The following is a 20,417-nucleotide window of genomic DNA, read 5'->3' as shown; positions in this document are numbered from 1 at the left end:
TCCTTAGCGATGGCCGTAAGCGCGAGGTTTGGTGAAGTAATCAATCAACGGCACAGTAATGTTGGCTAACAGCACGGCGAAGGCCACACCGTCGGGATAACCGCCGTAGGTACGAATCGTCCATACCAGTATGCCAATCAAGGCACCGAAGATCAGGCGGCCTTTGGGCGTAGTGGAGGCTGTCACCGGGTCGGTGGCGATGAAGAACGCCCCCAGCATGGTTGCGCCGGAAAACAGATGTAGCAGCGGCGGGGCGCTGACCTCTGGATGAAGATGCCAGCCCGCCAGTGCGCACAAGGACAAGGCGAGCAGGAAACTGAACGGAATCTGCCAGTGAATCAGACGTAACAACAGCATGAACAGACCACCGGCCAGAAACGCCAGGTTAATCCATTGCCAGCCTTGTCCGGCCAGTACACCGGCAAATAACGGCTGATGCAACACCACATCAGGTTGATGGCCGCTGCGTAGCCCGGTTTTGAATGCATCCAGCGGGGTAGCCTGACTAACGCCATCCACGCCCTGAATCAGTTGCTGGATAGTTTGTCCCGCTGTTCCATGACCGGTGAAAATGGCCATCAGCGCATCCTGGAAACCGACCGGCGAGGCTTGCAGACCCTCTGGCGGTAACCAACTGGTCATCTGCACCGGAAAAGAGATCAGCAATACCACATAACCTATCATGGCCGGATTGAACGGATTTTGGCCCAGTCCACCATACAGTTGCTTGGCGATGATAATGGCGAAGGTGGTGCCTAACACCACCATCCACCAGGGGGTAAACGGTGGCAGACTGACTGCCAGCAATAGTGCTGTCAGCAACGCGGAACTGTCCTGCAGCGTTTCCATTACCGGACGTTTTCGCAATGACAATACCATCGCTTCGGTAAAGAGTGCGGTAACGCTGGCCAGCGCCAGTTGAATCAGGTTGCCGTACCCGAAAAACCAGACTTGTGCCGCGATGCCGGGCACACAGGCGATCAGAACCCAACGCATAATGGCGCGGGTGGATTGGCGGTTATGGGTGAACGGTGAGGGTGCGATTCTGAAAGCCATTTAATCCTCTTGCGACGCCAGCGTTGCGGCGGCCTTGCGAGCATTGACTCTGGCGATAGCCGCCGCAACGGCGGCTTTGCGCGGGTCCGCCTCATCGTGTGTTTCAGCCTGTCTGGTTTGAACGTGAGCCATATTTGCCGCCGCAGCAACGTTTGGCACGTCGTTTTCTGTTGTGCTCAGCGATTTTTCTGTCTGATGCTCACGTGCTTGTGCCTTGCGAGCTTCGCGGGCAGCAATCACCGCGCTGTTATCAGGCTGCTGGCCCGGTTGAATCAGGATGTCGGGTTGAGCAGCGGTTACTTGTTTGCTGCGAACCCTTTCCAGCGCCGCCATTACCGCGTCTTTGTCGGTGGCGGCTACGCTGGCGGCTGCCTGTTTATGACGTTGCTCGCGTGCCTGTTTTTCTCGTTCCAGGCGGGCCTGACGTGCATCAAAACGCGCTTTGGCTTCCGTTGCTTTACGGGATTCCAGATCCAGCGCCTGAATCTCGGCTTTTTCCTGACGGTAATACTGCACCAGCGGGATATTACTGGGACAAACGTACGCGCAGGCACCGCATTCGATGCAATCAAACAGATGATGCTGACGCGCTTTTTCGTGTTCCTGCCCACGGCTGAACCAGTAGAGTTGCTGTGGCAGCAGCCCGGCTGGACAAGCATCGGCGCATTTTCCGCACCGAATGCAGGCTTGCTCCTCTTCTTGTGCCTGAATCTCATCACGGGCGGGAGCCAGAATACAGTTACTGGTCTTGATGATCGGCACGTCCAATGCCGGCAGGGTGAACCCCATCAGCGGCCCGCCCATGACGACCATCGGCTGGGTAGTCGTGACGTGATAACCCGCGTGACGCAACAGATGACGTACCGGTGTGCCCAGTCTGGCCCAGACGTTGCCGGGCTGGCGCAATGCATCGCCGGTCAGGGTGACTACACGTTCAGTTAACGGTTCTCCATCAATCACCGCTCGTTTGATGGCATACGCGGTGCCGACATTTTGCATCAATACGCCGATAGACGCCGAATGTTTGCCGAAGGGCACCTCTTTGCCGGTCAGAATACGGGTTAACTGTTTGGCGCCGCCAGATGGGTATTTCGTGGGAATGACCCGCATCTGAATGCGCGGGTAATCCACCATCGCCACCCGCAGCGCGGCGATGGCTTGCGGTTTGTTGTCTTCTATACCGAGCAGGATGCGTTGCGGCTGCAACAGATGGTCGAGGATATCGACTCCTTGTGCTATTTCCTGTGCGCACTCTTGCATCAGCCGGTCGTCGGCGGTGATGTAAGGTTCGCACTCGGCAGCGTTGATAATCAGGGTGTCGATGCCATGCAAGCCGCCCTGCAATTTGGCGGCGGTGGGAAAGCCAGCGCCGCCCAGCCCGGCGATGCCGGCCTGATGCAGGTGTTCAACCAATTCAGCCGGTGTTGCCTGACGATAATCAACAAGAGTGCGGCGCTCACCCCATCGGTCCTGACCGTCAGGAATGATAATGATGCTGAGTTCCGTCAAACCGGAAGGGTGGTTGCTCATGTGCTGACGAATGGCGTGCACGGTTCCGGAGGTTGGTGCGTGAACCGGCAACATTCGGCCAACGCCACGCGTCAGCGGCTGCCCACGCCGTACCGTATCACCAACCTTAATACACAGCTCGCCCTCCGGGCCGAGATGTTGCTTGAGCGGGATAATCAAATAGTCAGGCATAGGAACCTGCCGCAGCGGTACCTGACTGGACTGGGTTTTCATTTCCGGAGGATGGATTCCACCGGCAAAATCCCAGATTCTGTTTTTTCTGAAGGCGGCGAACAACTTAAACATGATTTTCGATCACACGGTTTTCCGCCTGGATGACGCGCACTGGAATGGCATCAAGATTCCATTTCCAACTGGCGGTCGTCGGGGCTAACGGTCTTAATTCAATACAATCTGTCGGACAGGGGGCTACACACAGGTTGCAGCCGGTGCACAGATCACGAATGACGGTATGGACGGCACGGGTGGTGCCGACAATGGCGTCTACCGGGCAGGCCTGGATGCATTTAGTACAACCGATGCAGTTGCCCTCATCAATCCAGGCGACCTGAGGTTCCGGCTGTTGCGGTACCCCGGCGTCAAGCGGTTGCGGTTCGATATTCAGGCGTTCCGCCAGCTTGAGCATCAGCGGTTCACCGCCCGGTACGCATTTGTTGATCAGCTCGTCGTTAAACGCGATAGCTTCAGCATAAGGCCGACAACCGGGATAGCCGCACTGACCGCACTGACTTTGCGGCAGCATGGCTTCCAGTTGTTCCACCACAGGATCGGCATCCACCTGGAAACGACGGGAAGCAAAACCCAGGATAAGCCCGGAGACTAACGCCAGAGCACTGAGCGCGGCGATGGCTATCCAGATTGTATTCATCACAGTTTCACCAGACCGGTAAAGCCCATAAAGGCCAGCGACATCAGACCGGCCGTCACCAGCGCAATAGACGATCCCCGGAACGGTGCCGGTACGTCGGCCACAGCGAGGCGTTCACGCAGTGCTGCAAACAACACCAGCACCAGCGAAAAACCGACGGCGGCGCTGAACCCATAGATCGTTGATTGCAAAAAGTTGTGCGACTGATTCACACTCAGCAATGCCACGCCGAGCACGGCGCAGTTGGTGGTGATCAGCGGCAGGAAGATACCCAGTAAGCGGTAGAGCGCCGGACTGGTTTTACGTACCGCCAGTTCAGTGAATTGCACTACCACGGCAAAAACCAGGATAAAGGCCAGTGTGCGCAAATAGAGCAGGTTTAGCGGCAGCAGCACGTAGGTGTTGACCAGCCAGGAGAATACTGACCCAACAGTCATCACAAATGTGGTGGCAAACCCCATGCCGATAGCGGCTTCCAGCTTTTTGGACACGCCCATAAACGGGCACAGACCCAGGAATTTCACCAGTACGAAGTTGTTGACCAGAATCGTGCCAACAAACAGTAAGACATATTCGCTCATTACAGTGCCTACACAATAAAACCGGCGTATTATCGGGTATTGTCCGGCATTCGGCAACTTACCCTCTGTAGGGATATTCCACAATCGCACCAGTGGGAGTGCTATAAAGAGCGGCTAAAAGGTAAGGAAATATGAATGGATAGACGCAAAGGCGCTGAAAGGAAGAACGCGTGGCAGGATCACGCGTTCCCGTTGTTTTTCGTCATACGACAAAATGCCAGACAGATTTCGGCACGTGTCCGATGTCAAAGAGTTTTCCGCCAGAAGCTAATTCTGCGCGACGATGGTCGGCTGCCCGATACATATTAATAATTTCATTATTGTCAGTCAGAGAATAATTTAGGTGATCAAATAATTTCTCTAGATTTTCCAGTGTATGAACTTTTCTGAATTTTAATAAATATTCGTAGACGCTCATTTTTGCAAATTTATCAATAGTAGAATTTAAGGTAAATCAGTATATTCGTCCCGACGCCTCTGTCTAGTAATGAATTCAAAAATACAGAGCTAATCACACTGGTTAATAAAAAATATTCAAGCCTTGGGCGTTGGAACATCATTACTGGCTTAATTAACGACGTGCACTGATGGATACCTTCTTGACTGATAAATAATATGGCAAATAAAAAGCCAGGAGCGTATTCACCCAATTCTTCCTGAATAAGTTGAGTAACAGACGCGGGCTATTTCCCAATAGATGGAGAATACATAAAAAAGCCGACACGATATTGTGTCGGCTTTATAACGAGGTGGGCAGACGTAAGCGTTATGCCCGATTGCCGCACAGTTTGTAATACAGCTCGTTCCAGCGCAGCCCGTCTTTGAAAGCTGGCAGGGTGGTGTGCTGATCAATTACCGTCAACTCGATGTTATGCAGGTCGGCGTACAACCGCAGGTAATCGAGGTCGAGTGACTGAGTGAATACGGTATGGTGTGCGCCGCCAGCCAAAATCCAGGCTTCAGCTGCCGTTTCCAGCGATGGCTGTGCTTGCCAGAGCGCGCGGGCGACCGGCAGTTTCGGCAACGGATGCGGCTGGGCGACCGCATCGACCTGATTGACCAGCAGACGGAAACGATCACCCAGATCAATCATACTGACGTTCAGTGCCGATCCGGCTGGTGCGGAGAAGATCAGCCGCACCGGATCGGCTTTGCCGCCGATCCCAAGGTGTTGCGCATCCAGCAACGGTTTTGCTTCGCTGGCGATGCTGGGGCACACTTCCAGCATGTGGGCGCCCAGTACCAGATTGTTGCCGGGGGCAAAATGGTAGGTGTAATCCTCCATGAAGGAGGTGCCGCCGGGTAATCCCTGCGCCATGACCTTCATCACGCGCAACAGTGCGGCGGTTTTCCAGTCACCTTCGGCGCCAAATCCATACCCTTGCTGCATCAGACGCTGTACCGCCACGCCGGGTAGTTGCTTGAGTCCGTAGAGGTTTTCAAAATTGGTGGTAAAGGCTTTAAAGTTGCCCTGATCGAGAAACCGTTTCAGACCGAGTTCGATGCGAGCGGCATCCAACAGATTTTGCCGTTTCGGACCATGTAGCTTGACGGCTTCACTCAGCGTGTAGGTGGCTTCGTATTCTTCAATCAGCCCTTCCACGTCGCCCTGACTGACATCGTCCACCACACCCACCAGATCGCCCAGCCCCCAGGCGCTAACGGCGTACCCGAACTGGATTTGCGCCCCCACTTTATCCCCTTCGGTGACCGCCACTTCCCGCATGTTGTCGCCAAAGCGCGCTACTTTAAGCTGGCGGCTTTCCTGCAACGCGGCGGCTACCCGCATCCATTTAGCGATGCGTTGATGGGCGTTACGATCCTGCCAGTGGCCGACGACAACCTGATGGGCCTGACGCATACGCGCGCCGATAAAACCGAACTCGCGGCCACCATGAGCGGTTTGGTTCAGGTTCATAAAGTCCATATCCATGCTGTCCCATGGAATATCGGCGTTGAACTGGGTATGGAACTGTAACAGCGGTTTATTCAGGATGCTCAGGCCGCCAATCCACATTTTGGCCGGTGAGAAGGTATGCAGCCAGGTCAGCAGCCCGATGCAGTTATCCTGATAATTAGCGTCGCGGCATAACGCGGTAATTTCGTCCGGCGTTTTGACCAGCGGTTTGAGTACCAGCCGCACTGGCAGGTTGGCGTCGCGGTTAAGGCCATTCACCACTTTTTCGGCGTTTTCTTTCACCTGACGCAGCGCTTCCGGGCCATACAGATGCTGACTGCCAATCACAAACCAGACTTCGAGCGGCTTAAATTGTTCCATAATGACTCCTGTTTGGGTTCCCAAAGGGATGTAAAAGTGATGTTCGGCAAAGACTCAATGCTCGGCCCCGGCATCGGGGCTATAGGCGGGTTCCGCCAGCCGACACCACTGCTGATAACGTTCGTAAAGCCGTTGATAACGGGCGACCTGTTGCGGGTCCGGCATCAAGGTGCGCTCAATGCCGCAGGCCATGTGCTGCTGAGCGGACGGAATGTCCGGATGAACTCTGGCGGCCACCGCGGCGAAGATAGCCGCACCCAGTGCGCAGCATTGATCTGACGCGACGACTTGCATCGGGCGATTCATCACGTCAGTACAGACTTGCATGATAGTGGCGGATTTACGGGCGATACCGCCCAGCGCCAGCACGTTTTCTACCGGGATCTGTTGAGATTCGAAGCAGGCCATGATGGCGCGAGCGCCAAAAGCGGTAGCGGCAATCAACCCACCAAACAGCGCCGGCGCGTCGGTGCCGAGATTGAGATCGGTAATGACCCCTTTGAGACGCTGGTTGGCGAATGGCGTACGACGGCCATTAAACCAGTCGAGCACCACCGGCAGGTGATCGAGCGATGGGGAGTTGGCCCAGGCTTGAGTCAGTTGCGCCAGCAGGCTGGCTTGCAGTTGATCCAGTTGCGACTGCCATTCGGGATGTTCGCTGGCGGCCAATTGCAGCGGCCAGCCCAACACGCGACCAAACCAGGCGTACATGTCGCCAAAAGCTGATTGTCCGGCTTCCAGCCCGATGTAATCGGGTACCACGCTGCCGTCTACCTGACCGCAGATCCCGGCGATCGTTTTGTCGCCAACCCGATCGGCTTCTGCAATCAGAATGTCGCAGGTCGAGGTGCCGATCACCTTAACCAGCGTATAAGGTTGTGCCCCCGCGCCGACAGCCCCCATGTGACAATCAAACGCGCCGCCGGATATCACAACGTTTTCAGATAACCCTAACCGCTGCGCCCATTGCGGCGTCAGCGTGCCAACCGGATGGTCGGCAGTCCAGGTATCAGTGAATAACGGGTAGTGCAGTTTTTCCGTCAGGCAAGGGTCGAGCGCCTGCAAAAAGTCTTTGGGCGGCAAACCACCCCAGTCGGGGTGCCACAGGGATTTGTGTCCGGCGCTGCAACGACCGCGACGAATGGTTCCAGGCGCGGTGGTGCCGGAGAGCAGAGCGGGTACCCAGTCACACAGTTCTATCCAGGAGACCGCCGCCTGACGCACGGCTGGATCTTGCCGGGTGATATGGAGAATTTTGGCCCAGAACCATTCTGATGAATACACCCCGCCGATGTAACGCGTGTAATCGGGAAACTGGCCACTGCGGCATAACTGGTTGATGGCTTCTGCTTCATCAATAGCGGTGTGATCTTTCCACAGCACAAACATGGCGTTGGGGTTATCTGCGAATTCCGGGCGCAGAGCCAGCACATTGCCTTGTTCATCTATAGGCGCTGGAGTGGAGCCGGTGGAATCGACGCCGATGCCGGTTATCTGCTGGCGCTGGGCTGGCGTCAGTCGCGCCACCACGGCACGGATAGCCAGCTCCATTGATTCGATGTAATCCAGCGGATGGTGGCGAAACTGGTTGCTGGCAGGGTGACAATATTGTCCCTGACGCCAGCGCGGATAGTAGACCACTTCTGTTTCCAATTCCTGTCCGCTGCGGCAATCCACCGCCAGCGCACGGACAGAATCGCTGCCAAAATCAAGACCGAGAGTAATGGCGCCCGCACTCATTGTTGCTGCTCCTGTTAATCGTAGGGATCACGTTGTTTACGATAGACAGGCCGTTCTGACGCCGTGAGGAACAGTTAGCTGGAAGTATGTATTTTTCTGTCACGCGCAGAGGTTTTGTGATGACGATCATAAGTTAATGGCAGGTTAAATTTGCTGAATCTATGTACAAATCAGCTGTAGTTTCTGAATGTGATTGCGCTCTCTCTTCGTGACAAAAATACCCGCTACAAATTACGCGTCTAAGTAAAAACGGAGGGTGGAATCACACTAAACCTTTGTTTTTTCATTGTTCGAGAATGCAACACCTTGCTGAGAGCGTTTACACACGTAAGGGCACCTCCAGTTGCCTGCGTGTTTAAAGATAACAATGAGCGGAGAAGACCATGCATAAATTCACTAAGGTTCTGGCGGCGATTGGCCTGACTGCGGTTATGTCACAATCGGCTATCGCGGAAAATATGAAACTGGGCTTTCTGGTCAAACAGCCGGAAGAACCCTGGTTTCAGACTGAATGGCGGTTCGCCGACAAAGCCGGTAAAGACCTGGGATTTGACGTTATCAAGATAGCCGTGCCCGATGGCGAAAAAACCCTCAATGCTATCGACAGCCTGGCAGCCAGCGGTGCCAAAGGATTTGTTATCTGTACTCCTGACCCGAAATTGGGGTCGGCCATTGTGGCTAAGGCGCGGAGTTATAACCTGAAGGTCATTGCGGTGGATGACCAGTTCGTTAATGCCAAAGGCCAGCCGATGGACAGCGTACCGCTGGTGATGATGGCTGCCACCAAAATAGGCGAACGTCAGGGCCAGGAATTGTGGAAAGAGATGCAGAAACGTGGCTGGAAACTACAAGACACCGCTGTCATGGCGATCACGGCTAATGAGCTGGATACCGCGCGCCGTCGTACCTCTGGTTCAATGGACGCGTTGAAAGCCGCCGGATTCCCGGAAAAACAGATCTATCAGGTACCGACCAAATCTAACGATATCCCTGGTGCGTTTGATGCCGCCAACTCACTGCTGGTGCAACATCCGAACGTGAAAAACTGGCTGATTATCGGCATGAACGATAACACCGTACTGGGTGGCGTACGTGCCACCGAAGGGCAAGGATTCAAGGCTGCCAATGTGATCGGTATCGGCATCAATGGGGTTGACGCCGTGAGTGAACTGTCCAAAGCGCAGCCGACCGGTTTCTACGGCTCGCTGCTGCCAAGCCCGGACGTGCATGGTTACAAGAGCATCCAGATGTTGCATGACTGGGTGACGAAAGGGACCGAACCGCAGAAATTCACTGAAGTGACCGACGTGGTGTTGATTACCCGCGATAACTTTAAAACTGAACTGCAGAAGAAAGGGCTGATGTAATGATCTTTGCCCACCTATGCCTTACCGGGCCGGGTGGGCAAGACACTGGCCGCGCCGTCATACCGGACGGCGCAGACCATTGAGGATGCTGAAATGACCGTACAGTCACCTTATTTATCTTTCCGGGGAATTGGCAAAGTTTTTCCCGGCGTCAAGGCACTGGATAACATCAGTTTCGACTGCCATGCCGGACAAATCCATGCATTGATGGGGGAAAACGGCGCGGGAAAATCCACGTTGTTGAAGATTTTGAGCGGCAATTACACGCCGTCGCAGGGAGAGATCCAGATTAAAGGCCAGCCGGTGCGTTTCGCCAATACCATGGACGCGCTGAATGCTGGTGTGGCGATCATCTATCAGGAACTGCATCTGGTGCCGGAAATGACGGTGGCGGAGAACATCTATCTGGGGCAGTTGCCGCACAAGGGCGGGTTGGTAAACCAATCGTTACTGCGCTACGAGGCCGGTTTACAACTGGAACACCTTGGATTGGATATTGACCCGGACACCCCGTTGAAATACCTGTCCATTGGGCAATGGCAGATGGTGGAAATCGCCAAGGCGCTGGCACGCAATGCCAAGATTATCGCGTTTGACGAGCCGACCAGTTCGTTGTCGGCACGGGAGATTGAACAACTATTTCGGGTAATCCGTGAGTTGCGCAGTGAAGGTCGGGTGATTCTGTATGTATCGCACCGTATGGAGGAAATCTTTGCGCTGAGCGATGCCATCACCGTGTTCAAAGACGGGCGCTACGTTAAAACCTTCACCGATATGCAGCAGGTTGATCATGAACAACTGGTGCAGGCGATGGTGGGGCGCAATCTGGGCGATATTTACGGCTATCAGCCGCGCCCCCACGGCGAACCGCGGCTGGAACTGCATGAGGTGAAAGCGCTTGGGGTCAAATCGCCGATCTCGTTGTCGGTGCGCAGCGGCGAAATTGTCGGCCTGTTCGGGCTGGTGGGCGCCGGGCGCAGCGAACTGATGAAAGCGCTGTTCGGCGCTACTGCTATTACTGGCGGCGAGGTGCGGCTGGATGGTCAACCGTTACGTGCCAGAACGCCTGGCGATGCGATTCGTAGCGGGTTGATGCTGTGCCCGGAAGATCGTAAAGCCGACGGCATCATTCCAGTGCACTCGGTGCGGGATAACATCAATATCAGCGCCCGCCGCAAACATATCAAAAACGGTTTCATCATCAATGAAACCTGGGAGGAAGAAAACGCTGATCACCATATTCAGGCGCTGAATATTAAAACACCGTCGCCGGCACAGCTGATCATGAATTTGTCCGGCGGTAATCAGCAAAAGGCGATTCTCGGTCGCTGGCTGTCGGAGGAGATGAAAGTGATCATGCTGGATGAACCGACCCGCGGCATTGACGTCGGCGCCAAGCATGAGATTTATCACGTCATTTATGATCTGGCCCGTCAGGGTATTGCCGTGCTGTTTGCTTCCAGTGACCTGCCTGAAGTGCTGGGACTGGCGGACCGCATCGTGGTGATGCGCGAGGGCGCCATTTCCGGCGAACTGCTGCACGATGATGCCAGCGAGCAGCAAGTCCTGAGTCTGGCGATGTTAAAAACGACTGCTACTGAACCCGCGGTTGCCTGACCGCCAAGGAGTTGATGAATGTCTACGGTAAGTTCCCCTTCACACGCCGGTAAATCTCATGGCTTCAGCCTGTCCCGTATCTGGGACAATTACGGCATGTTGGTCGTGTTTGCTGCCCTGTTTCTGGCCTGCACGCTGTTCGTGCCCAATTTCGCCACCTTCGTCAACATGAAAGGGCTGGGGCTGGCGATTTCCATGTCGGGCATGGTGGCCTGCGGCATGTTGTTTTGCCTTGCTTCCGGCGATTTTGACCTGTCGGTCGCCTCGGTGATTGCCTGTGCGGGTGTGACCACCGCGGTGGTGATCAATGTCAGCGAAAGCCTGTGGCTGGGTGTCGCCGCTGGGTTGCTGCTTGGCGTTGCGTTCGGTTTACTGAACGGATTCGTTATCGCACAACTGAAAATCAACGCGTTGATCACCACACTGGCGACCATGCAGATCGTGCGTGGGCTGGCGTACATCATTTCTGACGGCAAGGCGGTTGGTATCGAGGATGAACGTTTCTTCACGCTGGGTTATGCCAACTGGCTGGGGTTGCCGGCACCGATCTGGCTGACGGTAATTTGTATGGTGTTGTTCGGTTTACTGCTGAACAAAACCACCTTTGGCCGCAATACGCTGGCGATTGGCGGTAACGAAGAGGCCGCCCGGTTGGCCGGGGTACCGGTGGTACGAACCAAAATCATTATTTTTGGCCTCTCTGGGCTGGTTTCCGCCGCGGCGGGCATCATTCTGGCGTCGCGCATGACCAGCGGTCAGCCGATGACCTCGATAGGCTATGAATTAATTGTCATTTCGGCATGTGTACTGGGCGGTGTGTCACTGAAAGGCGGTATCGGTAAGATATCCTATGTGGTGGCCGGGGTGTTGATTCTGGGGACAGTAGAAAATGCCATGAACCTGCTGAATATTTCGCCCTTTGCCCAATATGTGGTGCGTGGTTTGATTCTGCTGGCGGCAGTGATATTTGACCGCTACAAACAACTGGCGAAAAAAACGGTTTGATGGCCGTGGGTGCCGGCTCTTGCTGGCACCATCCATAACAGATAAGAATCTCTTTGCAGGAGGCCACATGTATCACCGTATGGCGCATGAGTCCCAGCCCAACCCGTTGCTGCCCGGTTATGCGTTTAACGCCTATCTGGTGGCGGGACTGACGCCGATTCTGGCTGGTGGACCACTGGATTTCTTCATTGATCGTCCAGATGGCATGAAGGGATATATCATTAACCTGACCATCAAGGGGCAGGGCAAGGTGCTGGATGGCGATGATACGTTTTTCTGTAACCCTGGCGATTTGCTGCTGTTTCCGCCCCGGTCGCGCCACTATTATGGTCGTGCGCCCGGTAGCGACTGCTGGTATCACCGCTGGGTCTATTTTCGCCCCCGTGCTTACTGGGCCGACTGGCTGGAGTGGCACAGTAAAGGCTGTGACGTCGGGCGGCTGATGCTCTCCAGTACCGGGCTGTTGCAGGAATTTGATAAGTTATTCGCCAATATCGAACAGACACACCGTTCTGGCCGTCGTTTTGCCGAAGAACTGGCGATGAACCTGTTGGAGCGCCTGTTGTTACGCGCGATGGAAGAAGATCCGCAAAGCCCGGAGCGTATTATGGACCCGCGCGTGATCGAGGCGTGCCAGTTTATTACCGGCAATCTGGCCGGAGAGCTGCGCATTGATGAGGTCGCGCGGCATGTGTGCCTGTCGCCGTCGCGGCTGGCGCACCTGTTCCGTGAGCAGGTCGGGGTGAATATCTTACGCTGGCGCGAAGATCAGCGGGTGATCCGCGCCAAACTGCTGTTGCAAACGACTCAGGAGTCGATTGCTGCCGTCGGGCGCGTGGTGGGCTATGACGATCAACTCTATTTTTCCCGTGTGTTCCGCAAGCGAGTAGGCGTTAGCCCCAGCGATTTCCGGCGTCGCAACAGTGAAATCCATCACCCGATGATGGAAAAAATACCCGACGCTTCTGGCTGGCGAGGTGAATCGCTTGCACCGCATCCCTGGGTCGTCACGCCGTAACGCTTTACGTCGTACCTCTTTACGCTGTAACGCTTTGGCAATGATGAGGCAATCGGCCATGATCGCCACAGGCGGTTGTGGCTGGTGTTGAAAACGGACCCTTCCGATAATTATCTGTTTCCTCAGTGCTATACTAGGCTGTGCTCCGTCAGCAGTGAGCAATTGCAATCGGACAAATAGGCCAGAGCCTCCGGCCTGACAGGTATAAGGGGAACGATATGACGGATATTATCCGTGTGGGTCTGCTGGGTTATGGCTATGCCAGTAAGACGTTTCATGCACCGCTGATTGCCGCTACGCCAGGAATGACATTAGCGGCGGTGTCCAGCAGTGATGAGGGGAAAGTTCAGGCTGACTGGCCTTCAATGCAGGTGGTGCGTGAACCGCAGACGCTGTTCAATGATCCGGATATCGACCTGATTGTGATCCCCACCCCGAATGACACCCATTTTCCGCTGGCGCGTCAGGCACTCATTGCTGGTAAACATGTGGTGGTGGATAAGCCCTTTACTGTGACGTTGTCACAAGCCCGTGAATTGCGTCAGTTGGCGGAACATACCGGCAAGCTGCTTTCCGTATTCCATAACCGACGTTGGGACAGCGATTTTTTGACGCTGACGCAATTGCTGAAAACCGGGACGTTGGGCGATGTGGTGTATATGGAATCACATTTTGACCGCTATCGTCCGCAAGTACGCCAACGCTGGCGCGAAGACGGTAGCGAGGGTAGCGGTATCTGGTACGATCTGGCACCACACCTGATTGATCAGGTGCTGCAATTATTTGGTTTTCCGGTGGCGATTCAGGCCGATTTGGCACAACTGCGGCCAGGCAGCAAAGCGGTGGATTACTTCCATGCCACGTTGATTTATCCCCAGCGGCGCGTGGTAGTGCACGGCACCATGCTGGCGGCAGCGCCAGGCGCCCGGTATGTGGTTCACGGCACGCAGGGTAGCTACGTGAAGTTTGGTCTTGATACGCAGGAAGAGCAATTGAAAGCGGGCGAGACGCCACAGGATCACGGTCATTGGGGGCAAGACCATCACGACGGCACCCTGACGTTACATTGTGATGGTGTTCTGGCGACGCAAACGGTGCCGACTCTCCCCGGTCATTATCAATCTTATTATGCTGGGATACGTGATGCGTTGCTGGGGCGTGGCGATAATCCGGTACTGGTCGAGCAGGCTATCAACGTGATGGAACTGATTGAATTGGGAGTGACCTCGAATGAACAGAAAAAGGCGATGACGCTTAAAAATAGCTAACTGGCGATTTGGTCATGGTCTGTGACGCAACACACCGGCGCTAAAGCGGGTTTCAGCCTTGCATTATGGGTAGTTATTGCTGATAGTAGGGCATTGTTTAAGCAGGCGATCTCAGGATCGCCTGTATTTTTTATGCCAGAGGATGCAAGCACGCTATGTCATGGTTACAACGTTTGAAAATTGACAAATTTTTGCTGGTTTTGATTGCGGTCGTCATCACCGCATCTATTTTTCCGTGTGAAGGCGTTGCCAAGGTTTTCTTCGAAAACCTGACTAACGCAGCAATCGCACTGCTGTTTTTTATGCATGGCGCCAAGTTGTCCCGTGATGCCATTACTGCCGGAATGGGTCACTGGCGGCTGCATCTGGTGGTGTTTGCCAGTACGTTCATTTTGTTCCCACTGCTGGGCATTGGCATGGCGTTCCTGTCTCCGCAGATATTAACACCGGGGCTGTATCTCGGTTTCCTGTATTTGTGCGCGCTGCCGGCGACCGTGCAGTCCGCTATTGCCTTTACTTCCATGGCACGTGGCAACGTGGCTGCGGCTATCTGCAGTGCGTCGGCGTCCAGCATTCTCGGCGTTTTTCTCTCGCCGATACTGGTCGGCTTGCTGATGCATACGCAGGGAGGGCAAACTGATACGCTCCACGCGATAGGCTCGATTATCATGCAGTTAATGGTGCCGTTTGTTATCGGCCATTTATCTCGTCCGTTGATTGGTGGCTGGGTTGATCGTCATCGTAAACTGATCAATATCACTGACCGCTCATCGATTCTGCTGGTGGTGTATGTGGCGTTTAGCGAGGCGGTAGTACAGGGGATTTGGCACCAGATCAATGGCTGGTCGCTGCTGGCGGTGGTGGTGTGTTCATTGGTGCTGCTGGGCATTGTGTTAGTGTGCACCACGCTTGCGGCTCGCAAACTGGGCTTCAACACTCAGGATGAAATTACGATAGTGTTCTGCGGTTCGAAAAAGAGCCTGGCTAACGGTATTCCGATGGCCAACGTACTGTTCCCCGCAGCTGCTGTTGGTGCAATGGTGCTGCCACTCATGATTTTCCACCAGATTCAATTGATGGTGTGTGCGACGCTGGCACAACGATATGCCAAAAGAACGGCGACGGCGGGTGAAGAAATAACAGAGAAATAACGCTAAGACATAATAATCAGGTAAGCGGCTTATTGTTTACCCAGTTCTATACTATAAATAATTCGGGTAGCAGGATAAAACATGTTGCGTTTGTCCTGCTGCTTGAAGTATGACGCGTGTTAATTGAAATAATCAACAAAGTAAATCTTTATTGTGGTGATTATCTGTGATGTTTTTTTCAGGCATACAGATACAAGGATATTTAAATTAATCATTACCTAATAATGAGGGATATAAATGTATAAAAAAGCTTTGTTATCTCTGGGCTTGCTTAGTGTTGTTGTCACTTCTCAGGCTTACGCAGCTAATACCGAAACCTGTGTTAATACTGACGAAAAAACTATCGCCAGTTTATTTGACCGTTGGAATGAATCGCTGCAGACTGGCGATGCCAGCAAAGTGAACGCCAATTATGCGACCGACGCGGTATTATTACCGACGCTGTCTGGAAAAATGCGTACTACAAGTGCTGAGCGCATTGATTATTTCGAGCATTTTTTGGCGAAAAAACCTGTTGGTAAAATTGATAACCGTGTTATCAAGATGGGTTGTAATGAAGCGTTGGATATCGGTAATTATACTTTCACCTTTGGCGATAAATCACAGGCTAAAGCACGTTACACCTATACCTATGCATACAAAGATGGCAAATGGTTAATCTCCAGCCATCATTCGTCTGTGCAGCCGAAAGACTAATAGCGTTGTTGCCGACATAAAAAAAGCGGATACTTTTTGGGTATCCGCTTTTTTTTATGTCAGCCCTAAACACGTTATTATAACGCTTGCCGTTGCTGTGCCCGCTGACGTAATAGCTGTTTTTCCTGTTCGGAAATAAACGCTATACGCAACCCGTTTTCCTGTGCCAGACGAATATCCTCCGGTAACAGGCCAGCTTGTGGGGCGGCAATATCATATTCATGGCGGATGTCGATGCCCTGAATCGCCGGGTCATCGGTATTGATCGTTGCTGGAATACCATGACGCAGAAAATGCACCAGTGGGTGTTCGTTCATGGCTTTTATCGTGCTGGTTTGCAGGTTAGAGGTCAAACAGGATTCGATGCCAATCTGGTGTTCTGCCATATATTCCATCAGTGCACTGTCAATGATAGCGGTAACACCATGGCCGATTCGCTCAGCTCCCAACTGGTGTATTGCTTGCCAGATAGTCTCCGGCCCGGCAACTTCACCTGCATGGGCGGTAATATGCCAGCCTGCATCGCGGGCACGGGCAAAATGGGTGGTAAATAACTCACCGGGGAACCCCAGTTCATCACCTGCCAGGTCGATGGCAACAATACCGTCTTTGTGTGCCAGCAGCGCGTCAAGCTCTTGTTCGCAGGAATGAGTACCAAAAGTTCGGCTCATAATACCAATCAGACGAACCATGATGTTGTGGTTATAGTCTCGACAACCCGCGGTGATGCCGTCGATTACGGCTTCAACCACGCCTTCCATCGGCAATTGATGATTGAGAGCCATGTAGTAGGGGGAAAAACGCAGTTCGGTGTAATCCAACCCGGCGCGGATAGCATCCTCCACATTTTCATAAGCGACCCGGCGGCAGGCATCCAACGACCCCAGCACGGCTACTCCCCAGTCCAGCTTTTGCAGAAAACTGAGTAGATCGGGTTCATGATTATCGACGACCTGGACATGGGGGAGCAGAGAGGCCAGATCATGGCCGGGCAAATCGATATTAAACTGGCGGCCTAAATCAAGGATGGTCTGAGGGCGGATATTACCATCGAGATGGCGATGGATATCCGTCAGCGGGATGTGCGGAACAATCATGTTTTACTCGTTTTTTATTAGAAAAGTCCATTAGTCAGGCGGTAATCCTCATCACGCTGGCTATCGCTGCTGTACCCTGAAAGGCCAGGGCTGATAACTTGCGGTGTAGTAATGCCAGAATAAAACCGCCCACTTGATATAAAGAAATCCATGTACCAATACTGACATAACACAGCGTTAGCATAAACGCGTTATTCTTGCCTGCGCAATAGCATAACGTGGTGTACACCAATACCTAAAAACAGAAAGTGAGTATTGAGACGACGATATCTGAATGTGCAGCGTCGGGTAGAAGGGAATCCGGCGCCGGATCGGGCGCCGGTGAGCGATTATGGGCTGACTGGTGTGTCTGGCGGGGTCTCTTCCTGAGAGTCGTCGCCTTCTTCCGGCACGTTCTCTGCCGGCAACGTGATAAACGGCGCGATAAATTCCGCCAGTGGGATCTTACGTCCGTTGAATGTCACCATTCCGTCGTTGTACTGCAGCGAACTGGTGATCGTGTTGTCTTTCGTCACGGTAACCTGGCTCATCTGGCCGATGTTAGCCATCAGTTGCGTCTGCTGACGCGCCATCTGCTCCAGTTGTTTCTTCTCTTCGTCAGAAGTGGCCTTCGGCGCTATCTGTATCATCAACTCGGTAATCATGTCCAACGGCACATTGAGACGCGCATCCAGATTTTTAACCGATTGACGGATAATCGCTTCTTCGTCGGAGGGATTGCCGGTCAGCGCGGCACCTTTTTGCAAGGGGTCGGTTAAATCCAGCGCCAGCGTGAACGTGCTTTCGCCTTTGGTATTTTTCCAACTGAATGGGGCGATTTTGACGCTTGGATTGCCTTTCAATAGTTGCGGCAGATTATGCAAAACCAACGCTGCCAGTTGCTGATCGTAGATTTCCGGTGTGGTCTGGTCGATATTCTGTAACATCGACTGCAGGTTTTTCTGGTATTCGGTCATGAATTGACGGGTACCTTTACCATCCAACCCGGAGAAACTGACGTTTATATTCCATGACCCCAGATTTTGATCGCGGAACAGCGCAGCACCCAGCGACACTGTCATCTGTCCGGCCAGATTGGCGTCATCTTCCGAGGTGTGATTGGCTAACGCGAAATCATTCAACGTCAGGTTATCACCCCCCTGAACGTCCAGCGCCAGTTTTTTCAGCGTTAGTCTGGCGTCACCGACATCGAGACTGAATTTACCTTTGTGGGTATCGCTGTTCAGCGTCAAATCCTGTAGCGTCAGTTTTTCTTTCTGGCCCTGTGGATTAGGTTTCTCCAGCGTCAGATTGCTGACAGTACCGCTCGCTTTGCCAGCACGCAGGTCACTGGTCATATCCAGCAGCAGTGTCGTGCCGCTGAAATTGACCTTCATCTCCTGATTCTGTACGTCCAGCGGTTCCAGTGTAACAGCGGAGTGGGTGGCACCGCTGTAATTGATGCGGCTATTAGTGCTGATGAACGGCTTGCCTTTGGTCAGTTCAAATAGTGCTTTTACTGATTCGGTGTTGGCCAACTCGGCGTGCACCGAAGCCAGCGCCGGTTTCAGGCTAAACTGGCTGGCAGTAAGAGGAAAGGGACCGTGAAACACCGTCGCGTTAAATACCACTTCTTCATTAGCGCCCAACAGATGCTGTCTGGCATTGGAACCGTCTGACTGCAAAACCAGATCTACCTGGCTTTTGAAAATGCTACGCTGATAATCACGAAATGTTACCTTGATGCCTGCCTGCGGGTAGTTGCTTTTCAATTCGTTATTCAGATTATCGGTGACTTCGCCAATATGCTGTTCAATCTGTTTGCCAGTAAACCAGGAGGCACCCCCCCAGGCCGCGGCGAGTGCAATAACAACGCCAGCGGCTACAACTGTTTTTTTGGCCACGTTATATTTCCTTGTTAATTAATGGTTTTCATCCCCTTATAGGGGAATATATGGCTTTATACCATTAAAGGCTGATTATAGACGCGGGCAATCTGGCCTTCTCCCTGAACCTGTACCGGGGATTCGTTGGCAGGGATAAAGCATGATTCGCCTGGCAGCAATCTGACCTGCTGTGCCCCACGTTCCAGCACCGCCTGACCTTCAACGCAAAAGACAATTGCCGCACTCTGTTGGCTGAGTATCTGCGGCACATCCGTAAGATAATGCAGTGAAAAGGCAAAGTCATCGACTGGGATAGGGAAATTCAGTTCGTTGGCGGTTTTTATCGGTAAGGTGCGCAATGATGCAGCAGGTTTCGATTCAAAACGGACATTGGCGAGTAATTCGGGAACATCAATATACTTGGGCGTCAAACCGGCGCGCAGGACATTGTCTGAATTGGCCATAACTTCCAGTGCGACGCCATGCAGGTAGGCATGTGGGGTTTCTGCATACAAAAACATGGCTTCACCCGGTTGCAGCGTGACTACGTTGAGCAATAACGGGGAAAACAAGCCACCATCATCAGGATAAAACTGCGCGATAAATCGAATGGTATCCCAAGGCTCACCATGCTGGTTATCCAGCACCTGTTGCAGTTTGGCGATGGCCAATGCTTTCTGCTCGCCGCTCATACTCAATAGTCCGGAAAATAGGGTGGTCAGCGTCTGGCTGTCTGGGCGTGACAGAAATTTTATGATCGCCGGATGAGCGCTGACCAATGGTTGTAGCAGAGCAGCAATTTCCGCCAGCTCGCGAAAGCCATTCATTGCCAGATAAGGGGTGAGTGCGAAAACCAGCTCTGGTTTGTGGTTGGCATCTTTGTAATTGCGTTGGGGGGCGTCGAGCGGGATGCCGGCGGCATTTTCCCGGTCAAACCCTACCTCGGCGGCAGATTTATTCGGATGGACCTGAATCGACAAGGGCTGCTCAGCACATAATACTTTGAACAGGAAAGGCAACTCGCCAAAGCGCTTAGCGACCGCGCTGCCCAGAAAACCGGGCTGGTCGCTATTGATCAACTCCCGCAGGTTGTGCGTTTTCCCTTGTTCGTCGAGCAGCAGGGAACTGCTTTTCGGATGGGCACCCATCCATAGCTCAGCCATTGGCAGATTGTCCGGATTCGCAATCCCATACAGCTCAGTCAACGCATGTTTACTACCCCAAGCATAATTTTGCACGCTGTTGCGCATTTTTTGCATCATGTTTTCCTGCCATTAAAC

Annotated in this window: 17 protein-coding genes; 7 read left to right on the top strand and 10 right to left on the bottom strand. The window is 53.4% G+C overall.

Features of this window, described 5'->3' with window-relative positions:
* Positions 1 to 3 precede the first annotated feature (3 nt).
* From rsxD to Dpoa569_RS09665, 7 genes are all read right to left on the bottom strand, one after another.
* The gene (gene rsxD / locus Dpoa569_RS09695) at positions 4 to 1,056 is read right to left on the bottom strand and encodes an electron transport complex subunit RsxD (RefSeq protein WP_042870505.1); all 1,053 of its coding nucleotides are present in this window, start codon (positions 1,054 to 1,056) and stop codon (positions 4 to 6) included.
* Positions 1,057 to 2,871: an electron transport complex subunit RsxC gene (gene rsxC / locus Dpoa569_RS09690; protein ID WP_042870507.1), complete on the bottom strand. Its 1,815-nt coding sequence runs from the start codon at positions 2,869 to 2,871 to the stop codon at positions 1,057 to 1,059.
* Positions 2,864 to 3,454 (bottom strand): electron transport complex subunit RsxB, encoded by a 591-nt coding sequence (gene rsxB, locus Dpoa569_RS09685; protein WP_042870509.1) that lies wholly within the window; start codon positions 3,452 to 3,454, stop codon positions 2,864 to 2,866. Before rsxB ends, rsxC begins: the two co-directional genes overlap by 8 nt.
* Positions 3,454 to 4,035, bottom strand: a complete 582-nt coding sequence (gene rsxA, locus Dpoa569_RS09680) for an electron transport complex subunit RsxA (protein ID WP_042870511.1) — start codon at positions 4,033 to 4,035, stop codon at positions 3,454 to 3,456. Before rsxA ends, rsxB begins: the two co-directional genes overlap by 1 nt.
* A 202-nt stretch (positions 4,036 to 4,237) precedes the next feature.
* A complete protein-coding gene (ydgT, locus tag Dpoa569_RS09675; RefSeq protein ID WP_071604299.1) occupies positions 4,238 to 4,453 on the bottom strand; it encodes a transcription modulator YdgT in 216 nt (71 codons plus the stop codon).
* Between the two features lie 348 nt (positions 4,454 to 4,801).
* Positions 4,802 to 6,313 carry an L-arabinose isomerase gene (araA, locus tag Dpoa569_RS09670; RefSeq protein WP_042870513.1) on the bottom strand — a complete coding sequence of 504 codons (1,512 nt, stop codon included), beginning with the start codon at positions 6,311 to 6,313 and terminating at the stop codon, positions 4,802 to 4,804.
* 54 nt (positions 6,314 to 6,367) lie between these two features.
* Positions 6,368 to 8,053: a ribulokinase gene (locus tag Dpoa569_RS09665; protein ID WP_042870515.1), complete on the bottom strand. Its 1,686-nt coding sequence runs from the start codon at positions 8,051 to 8,053 to the stop codon at positions 6,368 to 6,370.
* A 383-nt stretch (positions 8,054 to 8,436) separates the two neighbouring features.
* Here Dpoa569_RS09665 and Dpoa569_RS09660 point away from each other — a divergent pair, with 383 nt between their 5' ends.
* The 7 genes from Dpoa569_RS09660 (at position 8,437) to Dpoa569_RS09630 (ending at position 16,175) form a co-directional block, all read left to right on the top strand.
* The gene (locus Dpoa569_RS09660; protein WP_042870518.1) at positions 8,437 to 9,420 is read left to right on the top strand and encodes an arabinose ABC transporter substrate-binding protein; all 984 of its coding nucleotides are present in this window, start codon (positions 8,437 to 8,439) and stop codon (positions 9,418 to 9,420) included.
* A 93-nt stretch (positions 9,421 to 9,513) separates the two neighbouring features.
* Positions 9,514 to 11,037: an L-arabinose ABC transporter ATP-binding protein AraG gene (gene araG, locus Dpoa569_RS09655; protein WP_042873905.1), complete on the top strand. Its 1,524-nt coding sequence runs from the start codon at positions 9,514 to 9,516 to the stop codon at positions 11,035 to 11,037.
* Positions 11,038 to 11,055: 18 nt separating this feature from the next.
* Entirely contained in the window at positions 11,056 to 12,042 is a 987-nt protein-coding gene (gene araH, locus Dpoa569_RS09650) for an L-arabinose ABC transporter permease AraH (protein ID WP_042870520.1), read from the top strand.
* Between the two features lie 67 nt (positions 12,043 to 12,109).
* Complete coding sequence (gene araC, locus Dpoa569_RS09645; RefSeq protein WP_042870521.1) at positions 12,110 to 13,060, top strand: arabinose operon transcriptional regulator AraC; 951 nt, start codon at positions 12,110 to 12,112, stop codon at positions 13,058 to 13,060.
* Between the two features lie 218 nt (positions 13,061 to 13,278).
* Positions 13,279 to 14,328, top strand: a complete 1,050-nt coding sequence (locus Dpoa569_RS09640; protein WP_042870523.1) for an oxidoreductase — start codon at positions 13,279 to 13,281, stop codon at positions 14,326 to 14,328.
* Positions 14,329 to 14,483: 155 nt separating this feature from the next.
* Positions 14,484 to 15,479 carry a bile acid:sodium symporter family protein gene (locus tag Dpoa569_RS09635; RefSeq protein ID WP_042870524.1) on the top strand — a complete coding sequence of 332 codons (996 nt, stop codon included), beginning with the start codon at positions 14,484 to 14,486 and terminating at the stop codon, positions 15,477 to 15,479.
* A gap of 237 nt (positions 15,480 to 15,716) precedes the next feature.
* Positions 15,717 to 16,175, top strand: a complete 459-nt coding sequence (locus Dpoa569_RS09630) for an SgcJ/EcaC family oxidoreductase (RefSeq protein WP_042870528.1) — start codon at positions 15,717 to 15,719, stop codon at positions 16,173 to 16,175.
* Positions 16,176 to 16,252: 77 nt separating this feature from the next.
* Here Dpoa569_RS09630 and add read toward each other — a convergent pair whose 3' ends face one another.
* The 3 genes from add to manA form a co-directional block, all read right to left on the bottom strand.
* The gene (gene add, locus Dpoa569_RS09625) at positions 16,253 to 17,272 is read right to left on the bottom strand and encodes an adenosine deaminase (RefSeq protein ID WP_042870531.1); all 1,020 of its coding nucleotides are present in this window, start codon (positions 17,270 to 17,272) and stop codon (positions 16,253 to 16,255) included.
* A gap of 329 nt (positions 17,273 to 17,601) precedes the next feature.
* Entirely contained in the window at positions 17,602 to 19,155 is a 1,554-nt protein-coding gene (locus Dpoa569_RS09620) for a YdgA family protein (RefSeq protein ID WP_042870533.1), read from the bottom strand.
* Positions 19,156 to 19,211: 56 nt separating this feature from the next.
* Positions 19,212 to 20,396, bottom strand: coding sequence for a mannose-6-phosphate isomerase (gene manA, locus Dpoa569_RS09615; RefSeq protein WP_042870535.1), 1,185 nt, complete (start codon positions 20,394 to 20,396; stop codon positions 19,212 to 19,214).
* Positions 20,397 to 20,417 lie beyond the last annotated feature (21 nt).

The sequence above is a fragment of the Dickeya poaceiphila genome (assembly GCF_007858975.2).
Taxonomy (GTDB): Bacteria; Pseudomonadota; Gammaproteobacteria; order Enterobacterales; family Enterobacteriaceae; genus Dickeya; species Dickeya poaceiphila.
Note: the sequence above shows the minus strand (reverse complement) of the source record. Positions and strands in the feature narration are given on the sequence as shown.